This is a genomic window from Psychromonas sp. MB-3u-54, from assembly GCF_002836415.1.
Taxonomy (GTDB): domain Bacteria; phylum Pseudomonadota; class Gammaproteobacteria; order Enterobacterales; family Psychromonadaceae; genus Psychromonas.
Map to the genome: position 1 here is coordinate 1 of NZ_PJBP01000084.1, position 21,743 is coordinate 21,743.

Here is a 21,743-nt window from a genome sequence, read left to right on the forward strand (position 1 = left end):
GAATCAAGTCGTGGTTTGCATTGCTAACACGACCTGTCTTTATTCGTTATCTATATATGCGATTGATTTAGCGCGGTGAAATTTCACCCGTAGCGAGCCAAGAAGCACATTCAGGATCCAGCTCTTGTGCTGCCCGATCTTCGTATTTATAAGACTCTTCTGCGCTGAGAGTATCCCGCCAGCGACCATTAGTTCCTTTATGAATGAAGGTTTGTGCACCGCCATTCCAAAAAGCACCACCAAGGGGGACGCTTTTTGCGGCATTTTCTTTCATATATTCGAAACTGCAATGGCGTAGTATGGACTCCCATTTGTCTTCATCAATCGGGGTTCCGAGGAATTCTGCTAAGCGGCGAATTTCTCCGGGCATATCGTTTTTAAGATTCTCGAAATGCAAAAAATAGACATTTGGTAAATTTCTGATTGCCCACCAAGATCGAACATTTTCCCAAAATGGCCACCAGGGGTGCCCGTTTTGATCAAGCCAATGATGATAATACTGGCTTATTGAACCCGATGGTTTGTCAATGGCGGATCCGACTCGACCGGGAGTGTCATTTAAAGCTTCATACCAGGCCTGATTAGCAGTGGAGTGATGATTGAACATACTCCATAGAACATCGCGCCCGTCGCGACCGATATAAACGTACTTAGCCTTTTCAGAAAAGGTCAAGGCATCAACGGGTAGGTGTGTTTTCAGAAATCGTCGATGAGTTTGTGCCTCGACCATCGGCAGTTTTACCTCTTTGGGCGGCACTCGCAGATCTAGCCATGGGGACATTTCAGCCACTTCCAGTCCTTCTTCACCATTGAACAAAAGCTGAGAGATAATCTGTTGTACCCAGGTTGTTCCTGATTTGGCGTAGGTTGAAATAACAATATCATCGTCTCTAAAATTAAGATCATTCCAGATTGTAGAATCAAAATGATGATTATGGAGTTCTCGCGTTTTAATGGGTTTGGCAGTGTTATTCATAAAAACTTCTCACTTTTATAGTTAAAGATCTATGACGAGGCTGTAGAACAGCCTGCCGGTGTAAAATACAGCTCACATTAATTTACATTATATGCATATTATTTTGTTTTTAATAACAGACGGCTTAAATTGAGTGATATATCGGTTTATTGAGGCTGGGGTATTTGAGATGAGCGCTTTGTCCTTGCCTTCTCTAATCTCTATCTTATAAATCAGGCTGTACATCTGCCACTGTGCACTTGCCCGCTAAGCGTGAATTTATTACTTCGTTTATTCAGCGCAACTTTACTGACTGTCTTCTTCTTTCTTTTAGTGACGTTATGTGTTTATTATTTTAAATTGCCAATTTTTGAAATATATTGGCCCTTGGATTGCCTGAAATATATATTGCACTGAGTCAGGTTAAATTCACCCTTTTTGAATTCCACATATGGGTTTAATTCCACATAAATATCAACAGCATTAGGTTGTGATGATCGAGTCAAATTTTGAATGTCATTGTAGATCTTATATTTTTCTGCGATAAATATATGACTATTAACAATCTCAGGATTTGTCCATGGCATTCTAAGGATCAGATCAGATTTACAATTCGAAGCGCTAATTGGGAATTCAGATTTTTTAAGCCTAATTTCAAACTGACCACCATTAATTATAAATTGTTCACTTGTAAATGAATCAATATAAGTGATTTTTTCTTTAGTCAGTGAATACTTTAAATGGTAATAGGCGTTATTGTTTGTTATTGAGGTAACCACACTTGGACTTATCGCGTTACACGCACTGATAAATGAAAGCCCCCACAACATAAAAAGAAAATGAATTATTTTATGACACTTAATATTTGGCATAGCAAATTATCTGACACTCAAGCTGTAGTACCAATAACATATTTATTCCATTTTTCAATATATTCATGGGGCACTCCCTTACCTAATGGCGTGTTATAATACTGCTTCCAATACCTTGCTTGTGCAGCAATATCACCTGCTTTAGGTAATGCTGCAGAAACTCTCATATAATGAACCCGCGCCATAGCTGTCGCATATTCATCATTGCTTTCCAACTCATCAATCTTATCCGCATTAGCATTCGACAGAAAAGAAAGAACATCGTTCGCTAACGCTTGACGATATTTCAAATAGTTATTCCAAATATCATTATGCGTAGATGGCTCCATCTGAAAATATCCTTTAGCAGGTCCTCCTTCAACTTGCCTTCTATACTTAAAATTTAAGCTTTCTTGAACAGCGGTTCCTAAAAGAAGCTCTTCCGCAGCTACGTTTTTCTCTCCCAATCTAGCCAAAACGGGCCGTATAACCGCCTCTCTAAAAATTTGTGCTTTATTCATAGTACTCCCCTGTTGATGATCATTGTTGTTCTAATAGGACTGACATATAACGCTTTTACAGGCATCACTATCCACAAAAAACCGAACTACCTATCTCACCTTAAATAATCAGAGCAATATCTGCTTAATCTCAAATCAACAGACGCCATGCAGATTGAAAGTACCCTTTCATTGAGCAAAGCTCAGACTTGAAGCCCCTTGCCATATTTTAGGAGAAAAATTAGAATAGCGTTAGCTAGCCTGCGGCGTGAGTGTCAAGGGTGGCGGTGAACCAACCAACAAATATCAACTAAAAAATGTCGCCATTTAGCGGTTATCTGCACTTAGCATCACCGCTTGATACACAACAGTTATCTGTCATTGAAGGGGCAGGAAGACCAACCAATATTGCAGGTCCATGGCTATTAGCTGAAAGCTGAGTTTGTAGTAAAGATCAATCCACGCTAACAACGGAACGCTTACGTGAAAATATAAAAGGCTTAATCAAGGCGATTAATAGAAAATAATGGCCGTTCATTCGAGCTGGCTACTTGGTATTTATTACCTGGTCAAATATACTGCGTTCAAGCGCATTATATGCATTAAAAAGCGCCGGCGTATGCGCTGCAATCTATGAACAGGTACGTAGAAGATATTCCTATAACAAACCGAATAGAACAGGATAGAAAACGAAAAAATTCACTTTAGCGACTTAATTAAGTCCTAATATCATAATGTTAACGTCCCTTTTTTCACCTAAAAATGTAATTATAATATGACCTCAAAACTGCAATATTCCTGTATTTATTTTCCTGTTTTTCTGGTGCTGTGGATTGGCTTATTTTTAGACAGCAAACCCGTGGCCGAGCTAATCGAATACAGCCAATGGCTAACTAACGGTGTTGTTTTTGTGTGCTTTTTTTGGGTTTATAAAAAAGTAAGCAGGAAAATAAAGACCTTAATGATTTACGGCACAGGTCTGGCTTTTTTAGGTGAAATGTTTTTTTCAGTCCTGCTGGGGATGTACGAATATCGATTAGAGAATGTCCCTATTTATGTCCCTTTAGGACATAGCTTGATCTACGCTGCCGTTTTCTACATTCACAAAGAGAAGATTGTTCAAACAAATAAGGCGCTTATTACATCCATTCTTTATTGTGCAATGATCATTTATTCAAGTCTTTGGCTGGTCTTAGACCAAGATATATTGGGCTTTTTATGCATGTTATTGGTCGTTTTGTTTCTGAAGAAAAAAACAGCTAACAAACTGTTTTTCCTTATCATGTTTTTCATGATTGTATATTTAGAGCTGATAGGCACCTATTACGCTTGCTGGGTATGGCCCAGTACCTGGTTTTCTAAAATACCTTTTATCACCAGCAGTAATCCGCCCAGTGGCATCAGTGTGTTCTACTTTGGTTTTGATCTTGGTTGCCTTTGGATTTATAAAACCCTAAATGCTCAAAAGTGGCAAAGAATGAAATCCCTTAGGAAAATACGAGCGACTAAGGGTGTGACTGCGTAATGAGTAAATGAAGTTGCCCGGCTTAACAGCCTTCGAACTGCGTCTTCATTTTCTCTTATTCGCAAAAACGTGAACTTATTCGCCCCTTTATTCACTGTAATCGAGTTCAATTGTGCCAGCCGTTTGCTGTCATGCCAACAATCTTAGGTGGCTTTTTTCCTCTCTATTAAATATCTTTTAAGGCAATATTAGATGGAGAATTTTCAATAGCAGTCTTAAATTTATCAACCGTTTCTTTTAGTTTATTTAATTCGTCGGAATTTATAATTGGAACAGCATCAATACCATGTTGATCTAATACGTCCAGAACATAAAAAATCGTCAGAGATTCCGGATCGCGTGCCGGTTGGTAAAACAGGGTATTGGGATCATTTAATTTAACCTCAACCAACAGACCTGCTTCAGTTAATTCAAACAGGATCTGACGTACCAGCCGGACGGGTAATTCCAAAAAATGTGATATTTGATCGGCATGCCAGGGTTTTTCTCCCTTACAAAAGTTTTTAACACTTAATTGCACGATGTATAAGGAAATTAATCGCTTAAATGAATGGCTGGTTTTGAGACAATCCGGTTCAAATTCATAGGTTTCCACATTTTGTTCCGCAAAGGAAACCTCTGCGCCTAGCAGGACAATCAACCAACTCATCTGCAGCCACACTAAAAATAGCGGTAAGGCCGCAAAGCTTCCGTAAATGGCACCATATTTTAAGACTCCCACCTGAAAGGTAATATAACCCCATTGAACAACCTGATAGGTGGTCCCTGCAATAATCCCCCCTAAAAGACCTGCCTTAAAGTTTACTTTGGCATTAGGAATAAAAATATAAATAAAAGTAAATACAGTCCAAATGACAGCATAAGGCAGAATTTTAAGACTAGTAATAATAAGCGGCACAATCGGCCCAAGAAAGGACAATTTTTCCACCAGAAGTGTCACTTGGCTAGTAATAATGACGGTAGCACTGCTGGATATAATTAATAAAATAGGGCAAATCAACATAATAGAGACATAATCGCTAAACTTTCTTGCAAAAGTTCGACTTTTTTTGATCCCCCATATTTCATTAAACGATTCTTCTATCTGACCTAATACTTTGATGACGGCCCAAAATAACACCACAGTACCGATCCCGGCAATAATACCTCCTTGGGTATTTTCAAGCATCGCCTGAGAAAACCCAATCAGTTTCTCAACAACCTCTTCCTGCCCCTGCAGGTTATCAAATAATAATGTTTCTAATTTTTTCTCAAAGCCAAACCCTTTGGCAATGCCAAAAGCCATTGCTGCAACCGGCACCATGGATAATAAGGAGTAAAAAGTTAAGGCCGAGGCCCGCAGCATGCATTTATCTTCTGCAAAACCACGAACAGCCAAAAGGATAATACGAAGTTGACGAAGGCCAAACAATTTCACTCCCGAGAGCTGGTTAGCCCGAATCCGCCAAATATCCGTTTCAATAAAATTAATGAACTTGGTTATCAATGATTTCATTAATAGATCCTTATTATAAAAGTTTAGAAAATATGACACTTTAAGGCCTTTGCTGAGTATAGGAGAATAAATGCCTTTTTGATTTAGCAAGCAATACACTCTGTGTACATTCAGCCAGTTGAATCAAAGTCTTATAAGAATCACTCATGCGAATATACAGTTTTTACTCTATTTTCGTTTAGGCTGCACATTTCGAAACGCCTGCAAAATAAAAACCAATAGAAAAGCTGGAAAGCCAATCTTTTTCTTAAAATTCTATGTTAATAAAAAATGCATCTTATCGCCAAATATAATCGGGTATTTGTGCTATTACGCCATAAAAAAATTTAGAGGGTTAAGTTAAATAATGAGGATTTTAAGGAATGACACAATCAGCAGCGCGGCTTAACTCACCTTTTAATAAAAATACTATTTTATAGCGGGTGTAAAGGGATGAACCCTCCAACCCATTACCGGACTTTGTCTCTTAATAAATACGATTTTTTTATTTGTTTTTATCTTTAATTCTGCCACCAATATTATCCAGTAAGGCATAGAAAATATCGACAGCATATCCTAAGACAAAGGCAAGTGAGCCTAGTTCTATGCCTATTCCATTACCTGTGCCAAGCACACTTTCTCCTGATCTTAATAAACCAGGAAAAAGTACAATTGTACCACCTGCCAGAACTCCAAGACCCAAGCGTATAAGTTGAGAAGGAATAAACGCAGGATCGAACTCACGCGTTGTTAATCTTTCTTGCGTGACTCTCAGTAGAAAAACACAAGTACCTAAACCCGCCGCACAGAAAGGGATGATAATTTTATTTATTTCAAGCAGATTTGTAAGGTTAACAATCAAAAGACAAACGAAAATTAAGGTGATTGTTGATAGAAAAAGTAAATATTTACCTACCGATGTGCAAAAGACGGCGTGAAAAAAACCTCGACCATGAATGCGTGTCGCAACCAAGGTTCGCGCTGTGACACTTTTGGTGATTTTTTCCAGAAGAGCATATTGATTGATAAAACTAATTTTTTCTTCAGGCTTTAATTTTGGATAATCTTCTGACCAGCATAAGAACTGGCCTATATTAATTTCTTCGGGAATAATTATTTCATAATCATGTTCGATAACATAGCGCGCCAGGTGCCAGGCATTGCTGGAAAGAATGCGTTGCTCTTCCTTAGTTTCAGCTTCGGCTCTCTCTGCCTTTTTTGTCGTTACCTCCACAACGCATCCTCCTAATAATATTTTGAATATTCCAATACAGTACCCAAAACAAGATGGGATCAGGTTTGAATTTGTATCTTAATTTTATGCCAGTTTAAATTCTTTTATTCTTAAGCTGACATACCAACGCCTACCATCAGCCGCGCGCGCCTTTGCTGCGTTTGTTGGCCATTTATACTTGCACATACTCATTTTTGTCAGAAGGCAGAGTATACTCAAGGTAGTAATCCATCTTTATAATCTCTCCTGAATGCAGGTGTATTGCGACTTTGATATTAAACATGCCCCATGTCCAAAAAGTGATAGAGAAGTTATTCGGCCTGTTCCGAGAGTTTCTGTTTTGTTTTTTAAAGGTTGGATGCAGCGCATATTCAACAAACTCGATTTCATCTAGCGCTCTCTCTGAGCCATCAACCCACACGCCAAGATGAAAATGCATTTTTCCTTTCTCATTGAATTGCTTATATTTTATTTTTCCATCGATATTTCTAATCACATTGCTCTTTATTGTGTACAGCATCAGAAATCCCCTCTATCGATAATGGGTTGAAAACCATCAATACCATCAACTTCCTCTGGAAGCAGGTCATCGTCATCGGCTTCATCGGGCACGGCGTGATCTATCATTACCATGTTCTCAAAATTAAACCGCTTTGATGCTTCTTGCGCTGCTGCTAGAAATTGATCTGGATCTATACAGGGTAATGAAGTATATGAAATTAATTTGTTATTTATTTTTGCAAGATAACTTTCCGGACTCTCTATTAGTTTGCTAGCGCTAACAGCCCATAAATACTGGTATAAATCTGACTGTAAATCTTCTAGCAACTTGGAATTTCTCCATGCTTCATTGGCGTTCGACTCCCACTGAAACGCTTTATCCATAACAGCAAGCACCCCAGTCATAAATCCCGCGATACCGGTTATATATTTAGTTGGGTCTTCGCCAAGAAATGAGAGTGATGAGGCACCGGTTAAGACACCACCTATAACGGTTCCCCATTTTAGATAATTCGCACGATTACCAATGGACTTATGATCAGAGCGATAGGCTAATCGCCAGCGCTCCATCTTTATCCATGCTTCTTTTGATCGTGCTTTCAGCGATACAAACTCATGAGTATTCATCGCATGATCACCTCCATATTATTTTGGCTAATACCTCAAACACTGCTGCGTAGGTTGGTGCAGTTTTTTTTGTAGCAAAAACCACGACAACACGCGGGCTGCAACTTATCGTTTAACCATCTATTTATGCACCTATTTATCTTTATTATAAATAGGTGGAACATGCTTATGTTGGTTACGAATATTGATTTGTTATATTTTTTAACAAGACGTTCGAGCCAGTAGAAGTACTCCATTTCATAACACATACTCACGCAGCATCGGCTATCTATAAAATCAGTGAGAAAGGAGTTTAAGCACATTCCATCATTAACTTTAGGCTGAGGAGCTTAAAAATGAAAGAATACATTATTGATGATGTTGCAGATTTAACAGGCATTGATTGGGCAGATACTAAACATGATATTGGTGCAAAAAAACAACCATGCGACCCCTTTTTCTAACCGCCAAGCATGGCCATTAAAGAAGCCAGATATGTGTCGATAGCACTTTATTTCACTGTATTACCGTTAGGGATAGTATTTTAATGATTTATTTAACTCAATTATTTGCGAGGTGCTATTCAGACAGCTCACCATCAACTAATAAGCAGAATTTTTCTCATAAATAGCAAACAAATATGGAAGAGTATGATGCTAAATTCTTACGATCTTTTTCTGCCAAAATTATCAAGACACCCATGTTAAAAACTAATCGACTATTCGCCTCCAACTATTCACTATTCACTATTCACTATTCACTATTTAAAATAACAGCAGACTACTGTTTGCAAAAATCAGCTGTTATATTTTTGTTATAAAGCTAGCTATCTATGTATGTATGATGTTCGACCTCTAATTTTAAGCTATTCTAATCGCTTTATGGGTAAATTCCTGTACAAAGACTTATGTCTATTGATCGTATTGCCCCCCCCTTTCAGCAACAAGGCCGGCGCGCTTAATGATGATTTCGCACCGATAAGATTGAAAAAGCAGCTTATGGTTTCCTTTAACTGAAACACACTTTACAGTGCAAAGCCCATGACGACAGATGCCGGAGGTCCTAACAATCTAAAGATAAAACACGTAATCTATACTTCAATGGTGGGCGGTTTATTGGTGTTCGCTTAACTCACAAAAAGGGACTTTATCCATATGAGCAGCAATATATTAGCAGCGCTGGAAAAGCGACTTGGCGCTGCGCCAAGCAAAAAGAGGGTTGCAAGTGAAGAGGCACACAGCGCGCAAGTCTTTGGGCAAGGTCGTAATTTTTTTCATATTGAGAATTTCTACTCCGCACATTCAATTATCAGAAATACCCTGCGCCTATGCCTGATGCATCAAAAAGGGCAACGTAATGCCGTAAATATTCAGCTTCGTCATAACAGTGTCAAACTCGTGGATCTGCATCCAGAGTTTCAAGGTTTCACCCTTCTTCATCTTAGCGACATGCATCTTGATATGGATGAGCGGGCAACGATGGCATTGATGGCGCGAGTGAGAGAGGTAAATTATGATATCTGTGTCATGACGGGGGATTACCGCGCAAGTACCTACGGGGAGATAGATAATGCGATGGCCGCCATGGCGCGATTGAGAGCACACTTAAAAAAACCTGTCTACGCTGTATTGGGGAACCATGACAGTATAACAATGGTACCTGCCTTAGAGGAGATGGGGATTCAAGTACTGGTCAATGAAAATACACTGATTAAACGCGGACAAGGCACTCTGTTTCTTGCCGGTATTGATGATGCGCATTACTTTTGTGCTGACGACATTCCTAAAGCGGCAAACGGCATGACCGACAGCATACCCGCTATCCTTTTATCTCATACCCCCGCCGTCTATAAGCAGGCAGCAGAAGCGGGATTTGGTTTAATCCTAGCCGGACATACTCATGGCGGTCAAATATGTTTGCCGGGGGGGATTCCTGTTATATTAGACTCTGATTGTCCGCGTTTTGTGGGCAAAGGGGCATGGCGATATAATAAATTGCAGGGTTATACTTCGGTCGGCTCGGGTACCTCTATGGTGAATGTACGCATAAACTGCCTGCCGGAAATTACGCTGCATACCCTTATCCGCAAAGATTAAGCAGCCGAATTGAGCATTTCAGCTTATTTTTTTACTCTTCTGCTAAACCCGAATTCAGTAACATTATTTGTCACCTAGATTATTTATCATCTTTTTTAGCCCGCACAGCATACATAAACCAAAGGGCTGGATTATGCGCACGCTTCCGACCACACGGCAAACTCGTTACCGCTTGGCTCAATAAAATGAAACCGGTAACCGCCTGGGAATTTAAAAATCGGGCGATTAATCACCCCGCCATTTTTCTCTATTTTCTGTAATGTCGCTTTAATATTCACACTGTAGAAAACTAACAATGCAGCGCCCGATGCGGTGTTAGATGAAAGTTCTGATTGGAAAAAACCGCCGTTTAAACTTGGATCAGAAAAGGCCGTATATTCGGGGCCATAATCGATAAATGACCAATTAAAAACCGCGCTAAAGAAGTCTTTGGTTTGTTGGAGGTTTTTAGCTGGAAGCTCAATATAATGCTTATTCATCAGTTTCCTTAATGGTCGCTAAGTGTTTCTAGTGCGCATCCGGCATTGCAATAGACTGCGCAGGCGTTTGATTAACCGAATGCCCTCGGACTTAAGTTTGCATTATATTTTCATGACCTAATGCCATCATCCCTTCAATAGAAAGGTCTGGATGATTATATTGTGTACGCGGACTTATGTCGGTTTTAGCACTCATCTTTTCTCTTCGCGGGCAGTGTCTCTGTGCCCTCTGTGGTCGTACATTTTACCGTAAAAATACATGTTCGTATTTAAGTCTGAAAGCACTATATTCATTATAGCAATCCACATAAATATCTGCTCAATAGCCTAATAACTAATTACTCCCTTCGGTGGTGATGCGTAATACTTGCCCGCAATGTTTGCAGTGGACAGCATCAATATCGTGACGATTTAGCCCGCAGGTAGGACATTCATAGGGTATTTTCCCGGGCCGGAAGATAGTTTGAATTAGGCGCAAGAACAGGGAAATGCCGAAAATCATGATCAGCACCGCCAGAAGATGTCCGCCGGTACCGATCAGCGTAATATCACCAAAACCGGTTGTTGTTAATGTCGCAATAGTAAAATACAAGGCATCAACATAGCTTCCTATCGCCGGATTGGCGCCTACCTGACTGACATAGACGATCGCGGTAATGACAAAAATAAATACCAGCAGGTTAATGATGCTGAAAATAATATCTTCATGTAAACGAACAAAAGTTGATTGCCCGCGCAGATTTTTAAACATGCGATAAGAACGCAGCAATCGCAGTGAGCGTAAGACGCGCAGAAAACTTAAATTTCCCACCAGCGAAGGAGCCAACAATGAGGCAATGACGATCAAATCCGCCAATCCAACCGGATGAAATATTTCGCGCAGTCGTTTTTTGCTGATAGACAGGCGGGCACAGAATTCGAGCAGATAGATAATACCAATGGCCTGCTCCAGCAGATACTGGCTATCCAGCGACTGAAAAAATGATCCTATTACGAAATAAAGGATAGTAATGCCGTCAAAGGCGAGTAACCCCCAACGAAAATTGCGCGCTTGAGTGCTCGCTCCATTATAGAGAAAATCGATTTGTATGCGGAGCCGTTGCCCAAAGCCGGCTGAAGATGGCGTATCAGTCATAAATCACCTTATTCTTAAATAAAAGCTAACGATGGAAAGCGCAATAAAATGTTTGGATTTATTGCCGATTACAGCATGATTATTAACATAAAAACACAAAAAACAGGTCTGAAGTGGCATTTGAACACAACTCGTGAGCTCAGCCACATTAATGGTTGAGCTTAATCGAGTGGAATAAGCGCATAAAGATAAGCCTGATGGTGAGAATCTTATTTGCTCAAAGCCCCCGCTAATCTTGCGACCTTTTGAATAAAAAATTGAATATTATATTTGTGATCCATTTGACTATATAATGCTTTCAATCTCATTCGAATAGATAACCAATAAGGAATCATATGATTCAATTCTCCACTGAAATTTACAAACTGATTACCACCGCTTTAACTGAATTATCTGATTCTCATGATTCTGGTAGAACACCGCATAACCCGCTGAGTGAAGCTCATTATTTAGGCGCTTGGGTTACAACCGCCATGAAAAAGAAACGTTTTGACGCTATTGTTGCTCCTACTTTGCAGACTTGGCAAAGACAAGCGCGCAGTCTTGGCAAAAACGCAGGACTAAAACGACAGTTTACGCATTTAGAAAAGTGTTACAGCAAAGTATTTGATGAGCAAAAAGAGGTTCGCCCTGTCAATAAAAGCCAATTGGAAAAACTTTTCGCCATGCTTGAAGAAGATCAATGGTTGGTGACAACTGATTTACCGGTTGGAGAAAGACTTAACCGACACAGCGGTGGCAAAGAGTCATTAATCGTTTGTACACAGCAACTGCTCGATTGTTTTGATCAGCAAGGGATGTTAATCAAGCCGATCTCTTTATATATCCGCGGTACTCTACAAAGTGTCATTGATTTGGCCTTTGCACAGGATCTACTTTTACATAAAATAACCGATTATAAATCTAAAGTGAAGTATCACGGCGAGTTTGTCGTTTATCCGAATAACGATGGCAAATCTTTACCTGAATTCCCTGAAAACAACAGCGAAAAATCTTAATCACGCCTTGATTTGCAGCGGGTTAATTCGCGTTAACCTGCTGTTTTTCTGCCAGCAACTCAGCGGCAATTAATTGTAATAAAAAAGTTTCACGCTCGACAGATAATCCTTTTTTAGCACTGTTTAATAAAGTTTGTTGGTTATGTTTTATCGCATCATAAATATTTAACCAAACCGGCTTCATGCCGTTTCTTATTTCATAATCTTCATAATTTGTTACGCCTAATTTTGTATCAATATCACAAACATAACAATATGATTTCATGTGCATGATTTCAAAACCGTCTTTATGCCAGGGGCGGAATTCCTCGTATAAACCAAACGCTTGTATTCCACGTATATTTTTCGCCCCGGTTTCCTCCTGCAGTTCGCGTATTAGTCCTTCGATCAGACCTTCATTTTTATCAACACCCCCACCAGGCAGGGTATAATCATGATAGCGGGCGGTATAAAGCATTAAAATCATATCGCCTTTTAATACAATTGCCCGGGCGGCATTACGCAAAAATGTACTTTTATTTAATGAAGCGATATTCGGATGAACGGTGGTTTTTAACAAGCGCATAATAAGACTCTGGGATAATTTGGCCTATGATAGTATCAATAGAGGCTCAGTGTTAGAAGCAACTTTTGATCTTATAGCAAACGCATTAAGTTTGTGATCACTTTATTAATACCTTTGCTATAAGGTAGAAGAGATAAAAACACGCTGTTCAATGGATTAAATCGACATGATAAGTTAATTAATGCAATGGATATTATCTTATCGGTCGGGTGCGGAGGATTACTATCAATACGCCTAATCAATACGCCGAATCAATAGGGGCGAGTAACCTTTGGTACTGATTGATAATCCCTTGCACATCCTGCAGCGGATTTTTGGCAATACGCTGGTAGTGTTTAATGCTCTTCTGTAAGTAATGAATATGCTCTTTCTGTGAGAAGTCCCACATTTTTGAACCCACTATCGAAATGGGTTCAGCCGTATTCAAGGCCACGTGCAATATTTCATAACCACGTTTATTTTCAATGATCAGACTTTCAGCGATCAAACCTAACTGTCTGCTGATTAAAAATTCACGGACTTTATAATTATGATGAACGGGACACAAAATAAAGGCTAACGGGTAATGTCCAAACTGGCTTAAAATAGCCTTCATTAACTTAATGGTCAGCTCTCCCCCAACACCTGCAATAATAATCAAGTGGTTATCACTCTCCGGGTTTTTAGACACGCTCGCTAAGGGTAAATTGCTCACATCGCTGCAGTGCACCTTCCAGCTGCTTCTATTTTGCGCCTGCCCATAATGGTTTTTTAAGTCGGCTTCTAATTGCGTTAATAACGCCGGCACAATATCCACAAAGTGAACAGTATCGGCGGCCTGCCGCTTTAGCAGGCTTAACCCGAGAAAGCCGTGATCACAACAGCAATCCCAAATATGCTGGTAAGATTGACCAATCATAGCGTCTATTTGTTGCAAACGGCGACTCATTTTAATCTGATAATTCATCTGTTTTATCAGGCTTTGACGGCAAGGCGCATGCTCAATGCAATACGTTTTCTTTGCACGTCAATCTCGACAACCCGGACATTAACCAACTGCCCGACTTTAACGATGGCAAAGGGATCACTGACAAAATTATCGGCAAGTTGAGAGATATGCACGAGCCCATCCTGATGAACGCCGATATCAACAAACGCGCCAAAATTGGTGACATTAGAGATAACACCCTGCAACAACATACCGTCCTGTAAATCCGAAATTTTATTGATGTTTTTTGCAAAATCAACTCGTTGAAAATCCGGTCTGGGATCGCGTTGCGGTTTGGCAAGTTCTTGAATAATCTCCCTGATACTGATAACACCAAAGGTCTGATCGGCATAGTTTTGCGCATCGAGCGAATTTAACAGACCAGAATTATTTAATAACTGCTGCACTTTAACCCCCTGCTGCGCGGCAATGCGTTTTACCAGATTATAAGCTTCAGGGTGAACAGCCGAATTATCAAGGGGATTAAGGGCATTATTGATCCGTAAAAATCCGGCACTTTGCTGATAAGCTTTATCACCTAAGCGCGGGACTTTTTGCAGCGCCAGGCGCGACTTAAAGGCACCGTTCAGGTCACGATAACTGACGATATTTTTAGCCACCGTATGATTCAATCCGGCCACTCGTGCGAGCAAAGAGACAGAGGCACTGTTTAAATCAACCCCCACGGAATTAACACAATCCTCAACAACACTGCCCAAACGCTGGCTTAGACTGCTTTGATTAACATCGTGCTGATACAGACCGACGCCGATCGCTTTAGCGTCTATTTTAACCAGCTCGGCTAACGGATCCTGCAATCGCCGTGCAATGGAAACCGCGCCTCTAATGGAAACATCGAGATCGGGAAACTCCTCGGATGCCAGTTCCGAGGCAGAATAAACCGATGCGCCGGCTTCACTGACGATAACAGTGGCAACCTCCAGGTTCTGCTGCGCTAAGGTAGTGTGAATAAAATCATCGGATTCCCGCGATGCCGTACCATTACCCACAGCGATAAGTTCTACCTTAAAATCGTTAATTAATTTAAGCACTTCCTGTGCCGCCTGTTGGGTTTTATTAACCGGTTGATGCGGGTAGATGGTCTGATGAGCCAGTAATTTCCCGGTGCTGTCAATCACGGCTAATTTGCAGCCGGTGCGCAAGCCGGGATCTAACCCTAAGGTCACTTTAGGGCCTGCGGGCGCGGCCATTAACAGCGCTTTTAAATTAGAGGCGAAGTTGTCCATGGCATTTTCATGGGCATCATCTTTCAAACGGGTGATTAACTGCGTTTCCAACTGCCCGGCTAATTTACCCTTCCAGGCTTTTTGAATCACTTTTTTGCGCCAATTATTAGCTGGCAACTGCAACCAGGAAAAACCTAAATGATGGGCAATCAAACTTTCACAATAGGATGATTTGGTTTTTTTATCCTGCTTCGGGTCGGCATTTAAATCGAGCTTAAGCAGCCCCTCTTTTTTACCGCGCAGGATGGCTAAAAATCGGTGTGCAGGAATTTTATGCAGAGGTTCCTGATAATCAAAATAGTCTTTATATTTAACCGCTTGTTGCTCTTTACCTTTTGCGACTTTGCATTCAAAAGCAGCATTGGCAGAGAGATAGTGACGCAATTTTCCAAGCAACTGCGGATCGTTAACAATGCGTTCCATACAAATAGAGAGGGCTCCCTCTAAAACGCTGTCAATATCAGAAAACCCTTTATTCGGGTTAATATACTGCCGGCCTAAGGACTGCGGTTCACCGTCCGCCTGAATCCACAATTTATCAGCAAGGGGTTCAAGCCCCGCTTCAATTGCTAACTCCCCTTTACTGATGCGTTTACTTTTATAGGGCAGATAAAGATCTTCAAGTGTACTTTTATTCTCACATTGTTCGATTTTAACCTTTAACTCCGGGGTTAATTTTCCCAGTGCGACAATGGCTTTGAGAATGCTCTGACGGCGAACATTCAATTCACGCAAATAAATTAAGCGCGTTTCCAGCAGGCGCAGCTGAATATCATCGAGCCCTTGAGTGGCCTCTTTACGGTAACGGGCGATAAAAGGCACGGTATTACCATCGTCATAGAGAGTAATAAATGCATTAACCTGCACAAGCGGAAGATTAACTTCATTTGCAAGCTTTTGATTAACTGACGGTATAGTTGTTTTCATAATTATCTTTTTAGTTGTGTTATTTATATCATCATTATGGCCTGCTCATCTTTTGCGTTATATTGAGCTTAATGACCCTCTATTAGGATGATAACATGATTAATTTTGCCGTTATCGGTAGCAACTGGATAACTGAAAAGTTTGTTAACGGGACATTAGTGAATAATGACCTGACCTTAACAGCCGTTTATTCCCGCACCTTAACAACAGCACAAAACTTTGCCGATAAATTTAACGTACAACATTGTTTTGATGACCTGCAGGCATTAAGTCAATGTGACGATATTGATGCAGTTTATATTGCCAGTCCAAATTCTTTACATTTTGAACATGCTTTGCTAATGCTAGAAAAGGGCAAACACGTCATTTGTGAGAAACCCTTAGCCTCTAATATCCAGCAGGTTGAAGCGCTTTACCAAGCGGCGACAGCAAACAATGTTATTTTGTTTGAAGCCTTTAAGACAGCTCATTTACCTAATTTTGCACAAATAAAAAATAATCTCCATAAACTAGGCACATTACGTAAAGCGCATATTAATTACTGCCAATATTCATCACGTTACCAAAAATATCTCGATGGTGAAAATCCAAATACCTTTAACCCGCATTTTTCTAACGGTTCAATCATGGATATTGGCTATTACTGCGTGGCTTTTACGGTTGCCCTGTTTGGTAAACCGCAGCATATTCAAGCCGATGCAGTTTTACTTGCGTCTGGCGTGGATGGTTGCGGCTCTGTCCTGCTAAACTATGGCGACTTTTCGGTCACTATTGACCATTCAAAAATAAGTCATTCAGACCTACAGAGCGAAATACAGGGTGAACAGGGTAATATGCTGATTAAGCACTTCTCAGAATGTGAACAGGTGACGCTAAAAACAGACAGTATCGCGGATTTAACTCAGGAGCAGCATGAAAACAGCATGAGCTACGAAGCCAGTTTTTTTGCCCGCCAAATTAAGCAGGGAAAAATGGATTTACAAAGCATTGAACGCTCCAAAATAACCTCGAGCGTTATTAGTGAAATCCGCCGTTTAACGGGTGTTAAGTTTCCGGCTGACAATTAATAGTTTTATCAAAACTCACAGACAGAACGACTACATTCCAACCTATTGTGACGCAACAGCGTAAACAAAGACTTCCTGCCTTAAGGTGATTTTTTCAACCCAAGACAGACAAACCAAGTAGCAATTAAATTGATACTTGGTTTTTTAGGGTTTTATCTATAATTTATTTTTTTACAAAGTTAGTTATTTATATAAGCAGACTTAATGAAAGGTTTTACTGAGATGTAAAAAGTGGTCATTCATTGTCGAACAACCACTGTGCTTTACGTTTTTTATCTATTTTATAAGTGCTTAATTTATTTCACTGGCTACATTAGTAGTGGCTTGTCCCTGCTCGCCTTCAACAACCTCATCTTCTACTATTTTACCTTTTGAGCGTTTGATGACATAAACAGTGATCATCAGCGTCAATAGGATTCCAATGACGGTTGAAATATCCATTGCCAGTCCAAAACCAAGGGTTGAATTATTGAGAATAAAAGTGATCACAACCGTGGTCATAAACATCGCAGGTACTGTGGTTATCCAATGGAATTTATTATGACGTGACAGGTATGCTGTAGCGGTCCATAACATCATCACGGCGGTGGTTGCATTAGCAAAACCAAAGTAGCGCCAAATAATACCGAAATCTACTTGAGTAAGAATGGCGCCTAATACAAACAGTGGCATCGCCATTAACAAACGATTACGGATTGATTTTTGCTCCATGTTAAAATATTCAGCCATGATTAAACGACTAGAGCGGAATGCTGTATCGCCCGAAGTAATAGGTAAAATAACCACCCCCATAAAGGCAACAATACCACCGAACAAACCTAATAGGCCAATTGATGAATCATAAACAACACCGCCCGGGCCACCGTTCATAATAGCTTCTGATAAACCCTCTACAGAATCAAAGAATGATAATGCCAGTGCACACCAGATTAAGGCAATAACGCCTTCACCAATCATCGCACCGTAAAAGACAAAACGACCATTGCTTTCATTTTCAACACAACGTGCCATTAGGGGTGATTGTGTCGCATGGAATCCGGAGATAGCACCGCATGCGATAGTAATAAATAATGCCGGCCATAATGGTAAATCATGGGGGTTCATATTAACGAACATTTGGCTCAATTCATAACCACCTAATACACTATGGTCACTTGAGAAAGCCAATGCAGCCATCAGCCCCACGGACATAAATATTAATAACGCACCAAAGAAGGGATAAAGACGACCAATCACTTTATCAACGGGGACCATAGTCGCAATAACATAATAAGCGAAGATAATCGCAACCATAACAATAGTCGGCATTGCCAAGTCAGTTTGGGAATTAACCAGGTTAGTTATCATGCTCGCGGGGGCAGATACAAAGACAACCCCCACTAATAAAAGTAAAACAAGGGCGAAAATATTCATAAAATGTTTGGCGGTTGGACCAAGGTATTTGCCCGCGAGTTTAGGGACAGATGCTCCCCCATTACGTATTGATAACATACCCGAGAAATAATCGTGTACTCCACCGGCAAAGATACAACCGACGACAATCCAAAGCATCGCAGCCGGGCCGTATAACGCACCCATTATTGGCCCGAAAATGGGTCCCACTCCGGCAATGTTTAATAACTGTATTAAATAAACTTTTTTGGTTTTAATTGGCACAAAATCAACACCGTCTTGTTTACTAAAAGCAGGTGTTGTGCGTTTTTTATTTATGCCAAAAATCTTTTCAACAATGGCCCCGTAGATATAATATCCTCCGAGCAGTGCTGCAACACAAAATAGGAACCAAATCATAAAATTCTCTCTGTTGTTTAAGTTAATTAAGAAAGGAAAACAGGAGTCAAATAGAGAGGTGATATTTAACTATTTTGATCAATTATCATTAAAGGAAAACCTTTATTCCTGCAATAATATTAATCGAAATCAAATATCATTTTGTGTCTTTCACTATTCAAAGCCAGCCGTTATGCCGGCACAATACGCTGATTAAGAATAGATTCATCAGCTAATAGTCTCAGTGGTCGTATACTGATTTAAGTGGTCGATAAACAAATTTAACGGTTCTGCCCGAATAGAAATATAAGTATAAAAATAGGTGAAAAGGTATTATGAAAGCGCAAAGCGGTCCTTTAATTCTTTTAAATAACGGCGACTAACGGGCGCCACTGACCCATTACTGGTTATAATTTCCGCAAGAGAATTATCTAATAATTTTATCTCACGAATAGCCGTTGGATTGATTAAATATTGCCGATGACAGCGGATCAAGACGGTCTTCTCTTCTAATACTTTTAAACTCAGGGAACAGCTCAGGTGCTTGTCCCGTGCAGGAGTATCATGACCAATAACATTTACCCCGCTCTGATCTGAATAAGCCATCTCAATATTTTGCGGTTTAATTAATATAATCCGGTTATAGCCCACGCAGGGAACTAATTCTAAATGCGGCTTGGTGACTGCGTTATAATCGCGAGGTAACGCTGATACTTGCAGACGTTTTAAAGTTTTCGCTAAACGCTGCGCCGCAACCGGTTTTAATAGATAGTCAATGGCATTGTCGTCGAATGCCTGCAGTGCATATTCATCAAAGGCGGTCACAAAAACAACCTGCGGCATTGTATTTGGATCCAGCATGCTGAGCATCTCTAAACCGGTTATCTGCGGCATCTGGATATCTAAAAAAATAACATCGGGTTTTAATGCGTGGATTTTTTTAAGCCCCTCTATCGCATTCGGGCAACTGCCGATAACGTCCACTTCACCGGTTTCATTTAACAATTCAATCAGCTCTTCTCGGGCATATAATTCATCATCTATCACAATAGCTTTAAACATTAAGACTTCCTATTAATCGGATCATTGACCAGCGGAAAAATGATTTCAGCAGTAGTCCATTCCCCCTTTTCACAGCTCATTTGTAAACCAAAACATTCACCGAAGGTATTTTGCAGGCGTTTATTGACAATCTGCAGCCCTAAACCGGACTGTTCCTCTTTCTTTAAATAAGTTCCTGCATTATCAATCACTTGAAGTTTTACATGGGGGTTGTTATGGCGTTGAATTAACGCACCGGTAATGCTTATCTTTCCATTTTCGAGAAGCGTCGACGTCCCATGTTTAATTGCATTTTCAACCAGAGGCTGCAGGGTAAAGGTCGGCACATAAACATTTAATATCGACTGATCGACTGAAAAATCAATTTCTAACCGATCGGAAAAACGCGTGAGTTCTACTTCAAGGTAGGAAGTAATATGTGCTAATTCTTCTTTAATGGTCACTCTTTCTATATTGTTTTTTAGATTACGACGGAAAAATTGCGATAGATGTTGAATAAGATCACGTGCTTGATTGGGATCTTTTCTAATCACAGCACTGATGGTATTTAATGCATTAAATAAAAAATGCGGATTAACCTGAGCCTGCAGTAAACGTAATTCTGCCTGCAATAATAAAGTTTGCTGTTCGATATAACGCCCGGTTAATATTTGATTTGATAACAATTTACCTAAACCTTCTCCTAAACTTCTATTAAGTGAAGAAAACAACTTCTGCTTTGCTTCATAAAGTTTAATCGTCCCTAAGACTTGCCCTTCTCCACCGACTAACGGGATAACCAAAACCGCCCCTAATTTACACTTGTCATGTAACGAGCATTGATATTTTATTTCATATCCATCGGCATAGATAAGCTCCTTGTGATTAATTGCCCGCCGCGTAGAGTCAGATGAAATCATTGTTCCCGGCAGATGATGATCAGCACCAATACCGATAAAGGCGAGTATTTTATCGCGATCGGTAATAGAAACAGCCCCTACGCCGGTTTCTTCATAAATTATCTGGGCGATTTTTTTGGTGCTCTGCTGGTTAAAACCTTCACTTAAAATACCCACGGAACGATGCGCAATTTTTAAGGCTTTACTGGAAAAAGCCGCTGAATATTTTTCATAAATGGCTTTTCTATCCTGAATAATACTGATAAATAAGGCCGCACCAAAAGCATTTGCAATCACCATCGGCAAGGCTATTGCCTGCACTAAATGTAATGCCTGATCAAAAGGTTTTGCCACCAGCAAAATAATACTCATTTGCATTATTTCAGCGACCACCAAAACAGTAAATGCACAACGCGGTTTAAATATCTTATCAACCAAACCACGGCGAAAATAATAACGATGAACTAATCCGCCTAATAACCCTTCCGCGGTGGTTGATATGGCACAAGCCAGATCCGTAAATCCCCCCATACTATAACGATGAAGCCCGCCCGTTAAGCCCACCGCAAAACCCACAAGCGGCCCGCCTAACAATCCCCCTAACACAGCACCGATTGCACGTGTATTTGCGATAGCATTATCAATGCTCAGACCAAAATAAGTGCCTAAAATACAAAATAAACTAAACACCACATAACAGGCGATACGCTGTGACAACTGACCTGAAACCGTGATTAAAGGCATAAAAAGAAGGGTTTTACTTAACAGATAGGCAATCACCAGATACACACTTAATTGCTGTAAAAGTGAAAATACAAGTTCCATATAAAGCTCATTAAAAAAGGGGCGACAGAAAGGCAGATAACGTTTTTATCTTAAATAAAAATAACAGATTTATAAAATCTG

19 protein-coding genes are annotated in these 21,743 nt (G+C 40.1%); 4 read left to right on the forward strand and 15 right to left on the reverse strand.

All coding sequences use genetic code 11. The annotated features are described in order from the left end of the window. Window positions 1-67: 67 nt before the first annotated feature. The 3 genes from CXF72_RS00645 to CXF72_RS00655 form a co-directional block, all read right to left on the reverse strand. Window positions 68-976: a sulfotransferase domain-containing protein gene (locus tag CXF72_RS00645; protein WP_101036071.1), complete on the reverse strand. Its 909-nt coding sequence runs from the start codon at window positions 974-976 to the stop codon at window positions 68-70. A gap of 329 nt (window positions 977-1,305) precedes the next feature. Then, entirely contained in the window at window positions 1,306-1,827 is a 522-nt protein-coding gene (locus CXF72_RS00650; protein WP_101036072.1) for a hypothetical protein, read from the reverse strand. Window positions 1,828-1,844: 17 nt separating this feature from the next. After that, window positions 1,845-2,327 (reverse strand): hypothetical protein, encoded by a 483-nt coding sequence (locus tag CXF72_RS00655; RefSeq protein ID WP_101036073.1) that lies wholly within the window; start codon window positions 2,325-2,327, stop codon window positions 1,845-1,847. Between the two features lie 754 nt (window positions 2,328-3,081). On the opposite strand from CXF72_RS00655, the gene CXF72_RS00660 reads away from it, so the two are divergent. Next, a complete protein-coding gene (locus tag CXF72_RS00660) occupies window positions 3,082-3,831 on the forward strand; it encodes a hypothetical protein (protein WP_101036074.1) in 750 nt (249 codons plus the stop codon). Between the two features lie 166 nt (window positions 3,832-3,997). On the opposite strand, the gene CXF72_RS00665 is transcribed toward CXF72_RS00660, so the two are convergent. From CXF72_RS00665 to CXF72_RS00680, 4 genes are all read right to left on the reverse strand, one after another. Then, on the reverse strand, window positions 3,998-5,326 hold the full coding sequence (locus CXF72_RS00665) for a YihY/virulence factor BrkB family protein (RefSeq protein WP_101036075.1): 1,329 nt from the start codon (window positions 5,324-5,326) through the stop codon (window positions 3,998-4,000). A 484-nt stretch (window positions 5,327-5,810) separates the two neighbouring features. Then, a complete protein-coding gene (locus CXF72_RS00670; protein WP_101036076.1) occupies window positions 5,811-6,539 on the reverse strand; it encodes a hypothetical protein in 729 nt (242 codons plus the stop codon). Window positions 6,540-6,711: 172 nt separating this feature from the next. Further along, complete coding sequence (locus CXF72_RS00675) at window positions 6,712-7,059, reverse strand: pYEATS domain-containing protein (RefSeq protein WP_101036077.1); 348 nt, start codon at window positions 7,057-7,059, stop codon at window positions 6,712-6,714. Further along, window positions 7,059-7,667, reverse strand: coding sequence for a hypothetical protein (locus CXF72_RS00680; protein WP_101036078.1), 609 nt, complete (start codon window positions 7,665-7,667; stop codon window positions 7,059-7,061). Before CXF72_RS00680 ends, CXF72_RS00675 begins: the two co-directional genes overlap by 1 nt. Window positions 7,668-8,800: 1,133 nt before the next feature. Here CXF72_RS00680 and CXF72_RS00685 point away from each other — a divergent pair. Further along, a complete protein-coding gene (locus tag CXF72_RS00685) occupies window positions 8,801-9,742 on the forward strand; it encodes a metallophosphoesterase (RefSeq protein WP_101036079.1) in 942 nt (313 codons plus the stop codon). Window positions 9,743-9,873: 131 nt separating this feature from the next. Here CXF72_RS00685 and CXF72_RS00690 read toward each other — a convergent pair whose 3' ends face one another. Both CXF72_RS00690 and CXF72_RS00695 read right to left on the reverse strand, forming a co-directional pair. Continuing rightward, on the reverse strand, window positions 9,874-10,221 hold the full coding sequence (locus CXF72_RS00690) for a VOC family protein (RefSeq protein ID WP_101036080.1): 348 nt from the start codon (window positions 10,219-10,221) through the stop codon (window positions 9,874-9,876). A 334-nt stretch (window positions 10,222-10,555) separates the two neighbouring features. Continuing rightward, a complete protein-coding gene (locus CXF72_RS00695; RefSeq protein ID WP_101036081.1) occupies window positions 10,556-11,356 on the reverse strand; it encodes a potassium channel family protein in 801 nt (266 codons plus the stop codon). Between the two features lie 335 nt (window positions 11,357-11,691). On the opposite strand from CXF72_RS00695, the gene CXF72_RS00700 reads away from it, so the two are divergent. Continuing rightward, the gene (locus CXF72_RS00700) at window positions 11,692-12,354 is read left to right on the forward strand and encodes a DUF2913 family protein (RefSeq protein ID WP_101036082.1); all 663 of its coding nucleotides are present in this window, start codon (window positions 11,692-11,694) and stop codon (window positions 12,352-12,354) included. A 22-nt stretch (window positions 12,355-12,376) separates the two neighbouring features. Here the strand turns inward: CXF72_RS00700 and CXF72_RS00705 are convergent, their stop codons facing one another. The 3 genes from CXF72_RS00705 to CXF72_RS00715 all read right to left on the reverse strand — a co-directional run bounded on the left by CXF72_RS00705 (window position 12,377) and on the right by CXF72_RS00715 (window position 16,060). Next, a complete protein-coding gene (locus CXF72_RS00705; protein WP_101036083.1) occupies window positions 12,377-12,919 on the reverse strand; it encodes an NUDIX hydrolase in 543 nt (180 codons plus the stop codon). A gap of 238 nt (window positions 12,920-13,157) precedes the next feature. Beyond that, window positions 13,158-13,865: a tRNA (adenine(22)-N(1))-methyltransferase gene (locus CXF72_RS00710; RefSeq protein WP_101036084.1), complete on the reverse strand. Its 708-nt coding sequence runs from the start codon at window positions 13,863-13,865 to the stop codon at window positions 13,158-13,160. A gap of 8 nt (window positions 13,866-13,873) precedes the next feature. Beyond that, window positions 13,874-16,060, reverse strand: a complete 2,187-nt coding sequence (locus CXF72_RS00715; RefSeq protein WP_101036085.1) for a Tex family protein — start codon at window positions 16,058-16,060, stop codon at window positions 13,874-13,876. Between the two features lie 95 nt (window positions 16,061-16,155). Here CXF72_RS00715 and CXF72_RS00720 point away from each other — a divergent pair, with 95 nt between their 5' ends. After that, on the forward strand, window positions 16,156-17,127 hold the full coding sequence (locus CXF72_RS00720) for a Gfo/Idh/MocA family protein (RefSeq protein ID WP_101036086.1): 972 nt from the start codon (window positions 16,156-16,158) through the stop codon (window positions 17,125-17,127). A 291-nt stretch (window positions 17,128-17,418) separates the two neighbouring features. On the opposite strand, the gene CXF72_RS00725 is transcribed toward CXF72_RS00720, so the two are convergent. From CXF72_RS00725 to CXF72_RS00735, 3 genes are all read right to left on the reverse strand, one after another. Continuing rightward, window positions 17,419-18,918: a carbon starvation CstA family protein gene (locus CXF72_RS00725; protein WP_101036087.1), complete on the reverse strand. Its 1,500-nt coding sequence runs from the start codon at window positions 18,916-18,918 to the stop codon at window positions 17,419-17,421. A 312-nt stretch (window positions 18,919-19,230) separates the two neighbouring features. Continuing rightward, window positions 19,231-19,959: a two-component system response regulator BtsR gene (gene btsR / locus CXF72_RS00730; RefSeq protein ID WP_101036088.1), complete on the reverse strand. Its 729-nt coding sequence runs from the start codon at window positions 19,957-19,959 to the stop codon at window positions 19,231-19,233. Next, entirely contained in the window at window positions 19,959-21,662 is a 1,704-nt protein-coding gene (locus tag CXF72_RS00735) for a sensor histidine kinase (RefSeq protein ID WP_101036089.1), read from the reverse strand. Before CXF72_RS00735 ends, btsR begins: the two co-directional genes overlap by 1 nt. Window positions 21,663-21,743: the final 81 nt, after the last annotated feature.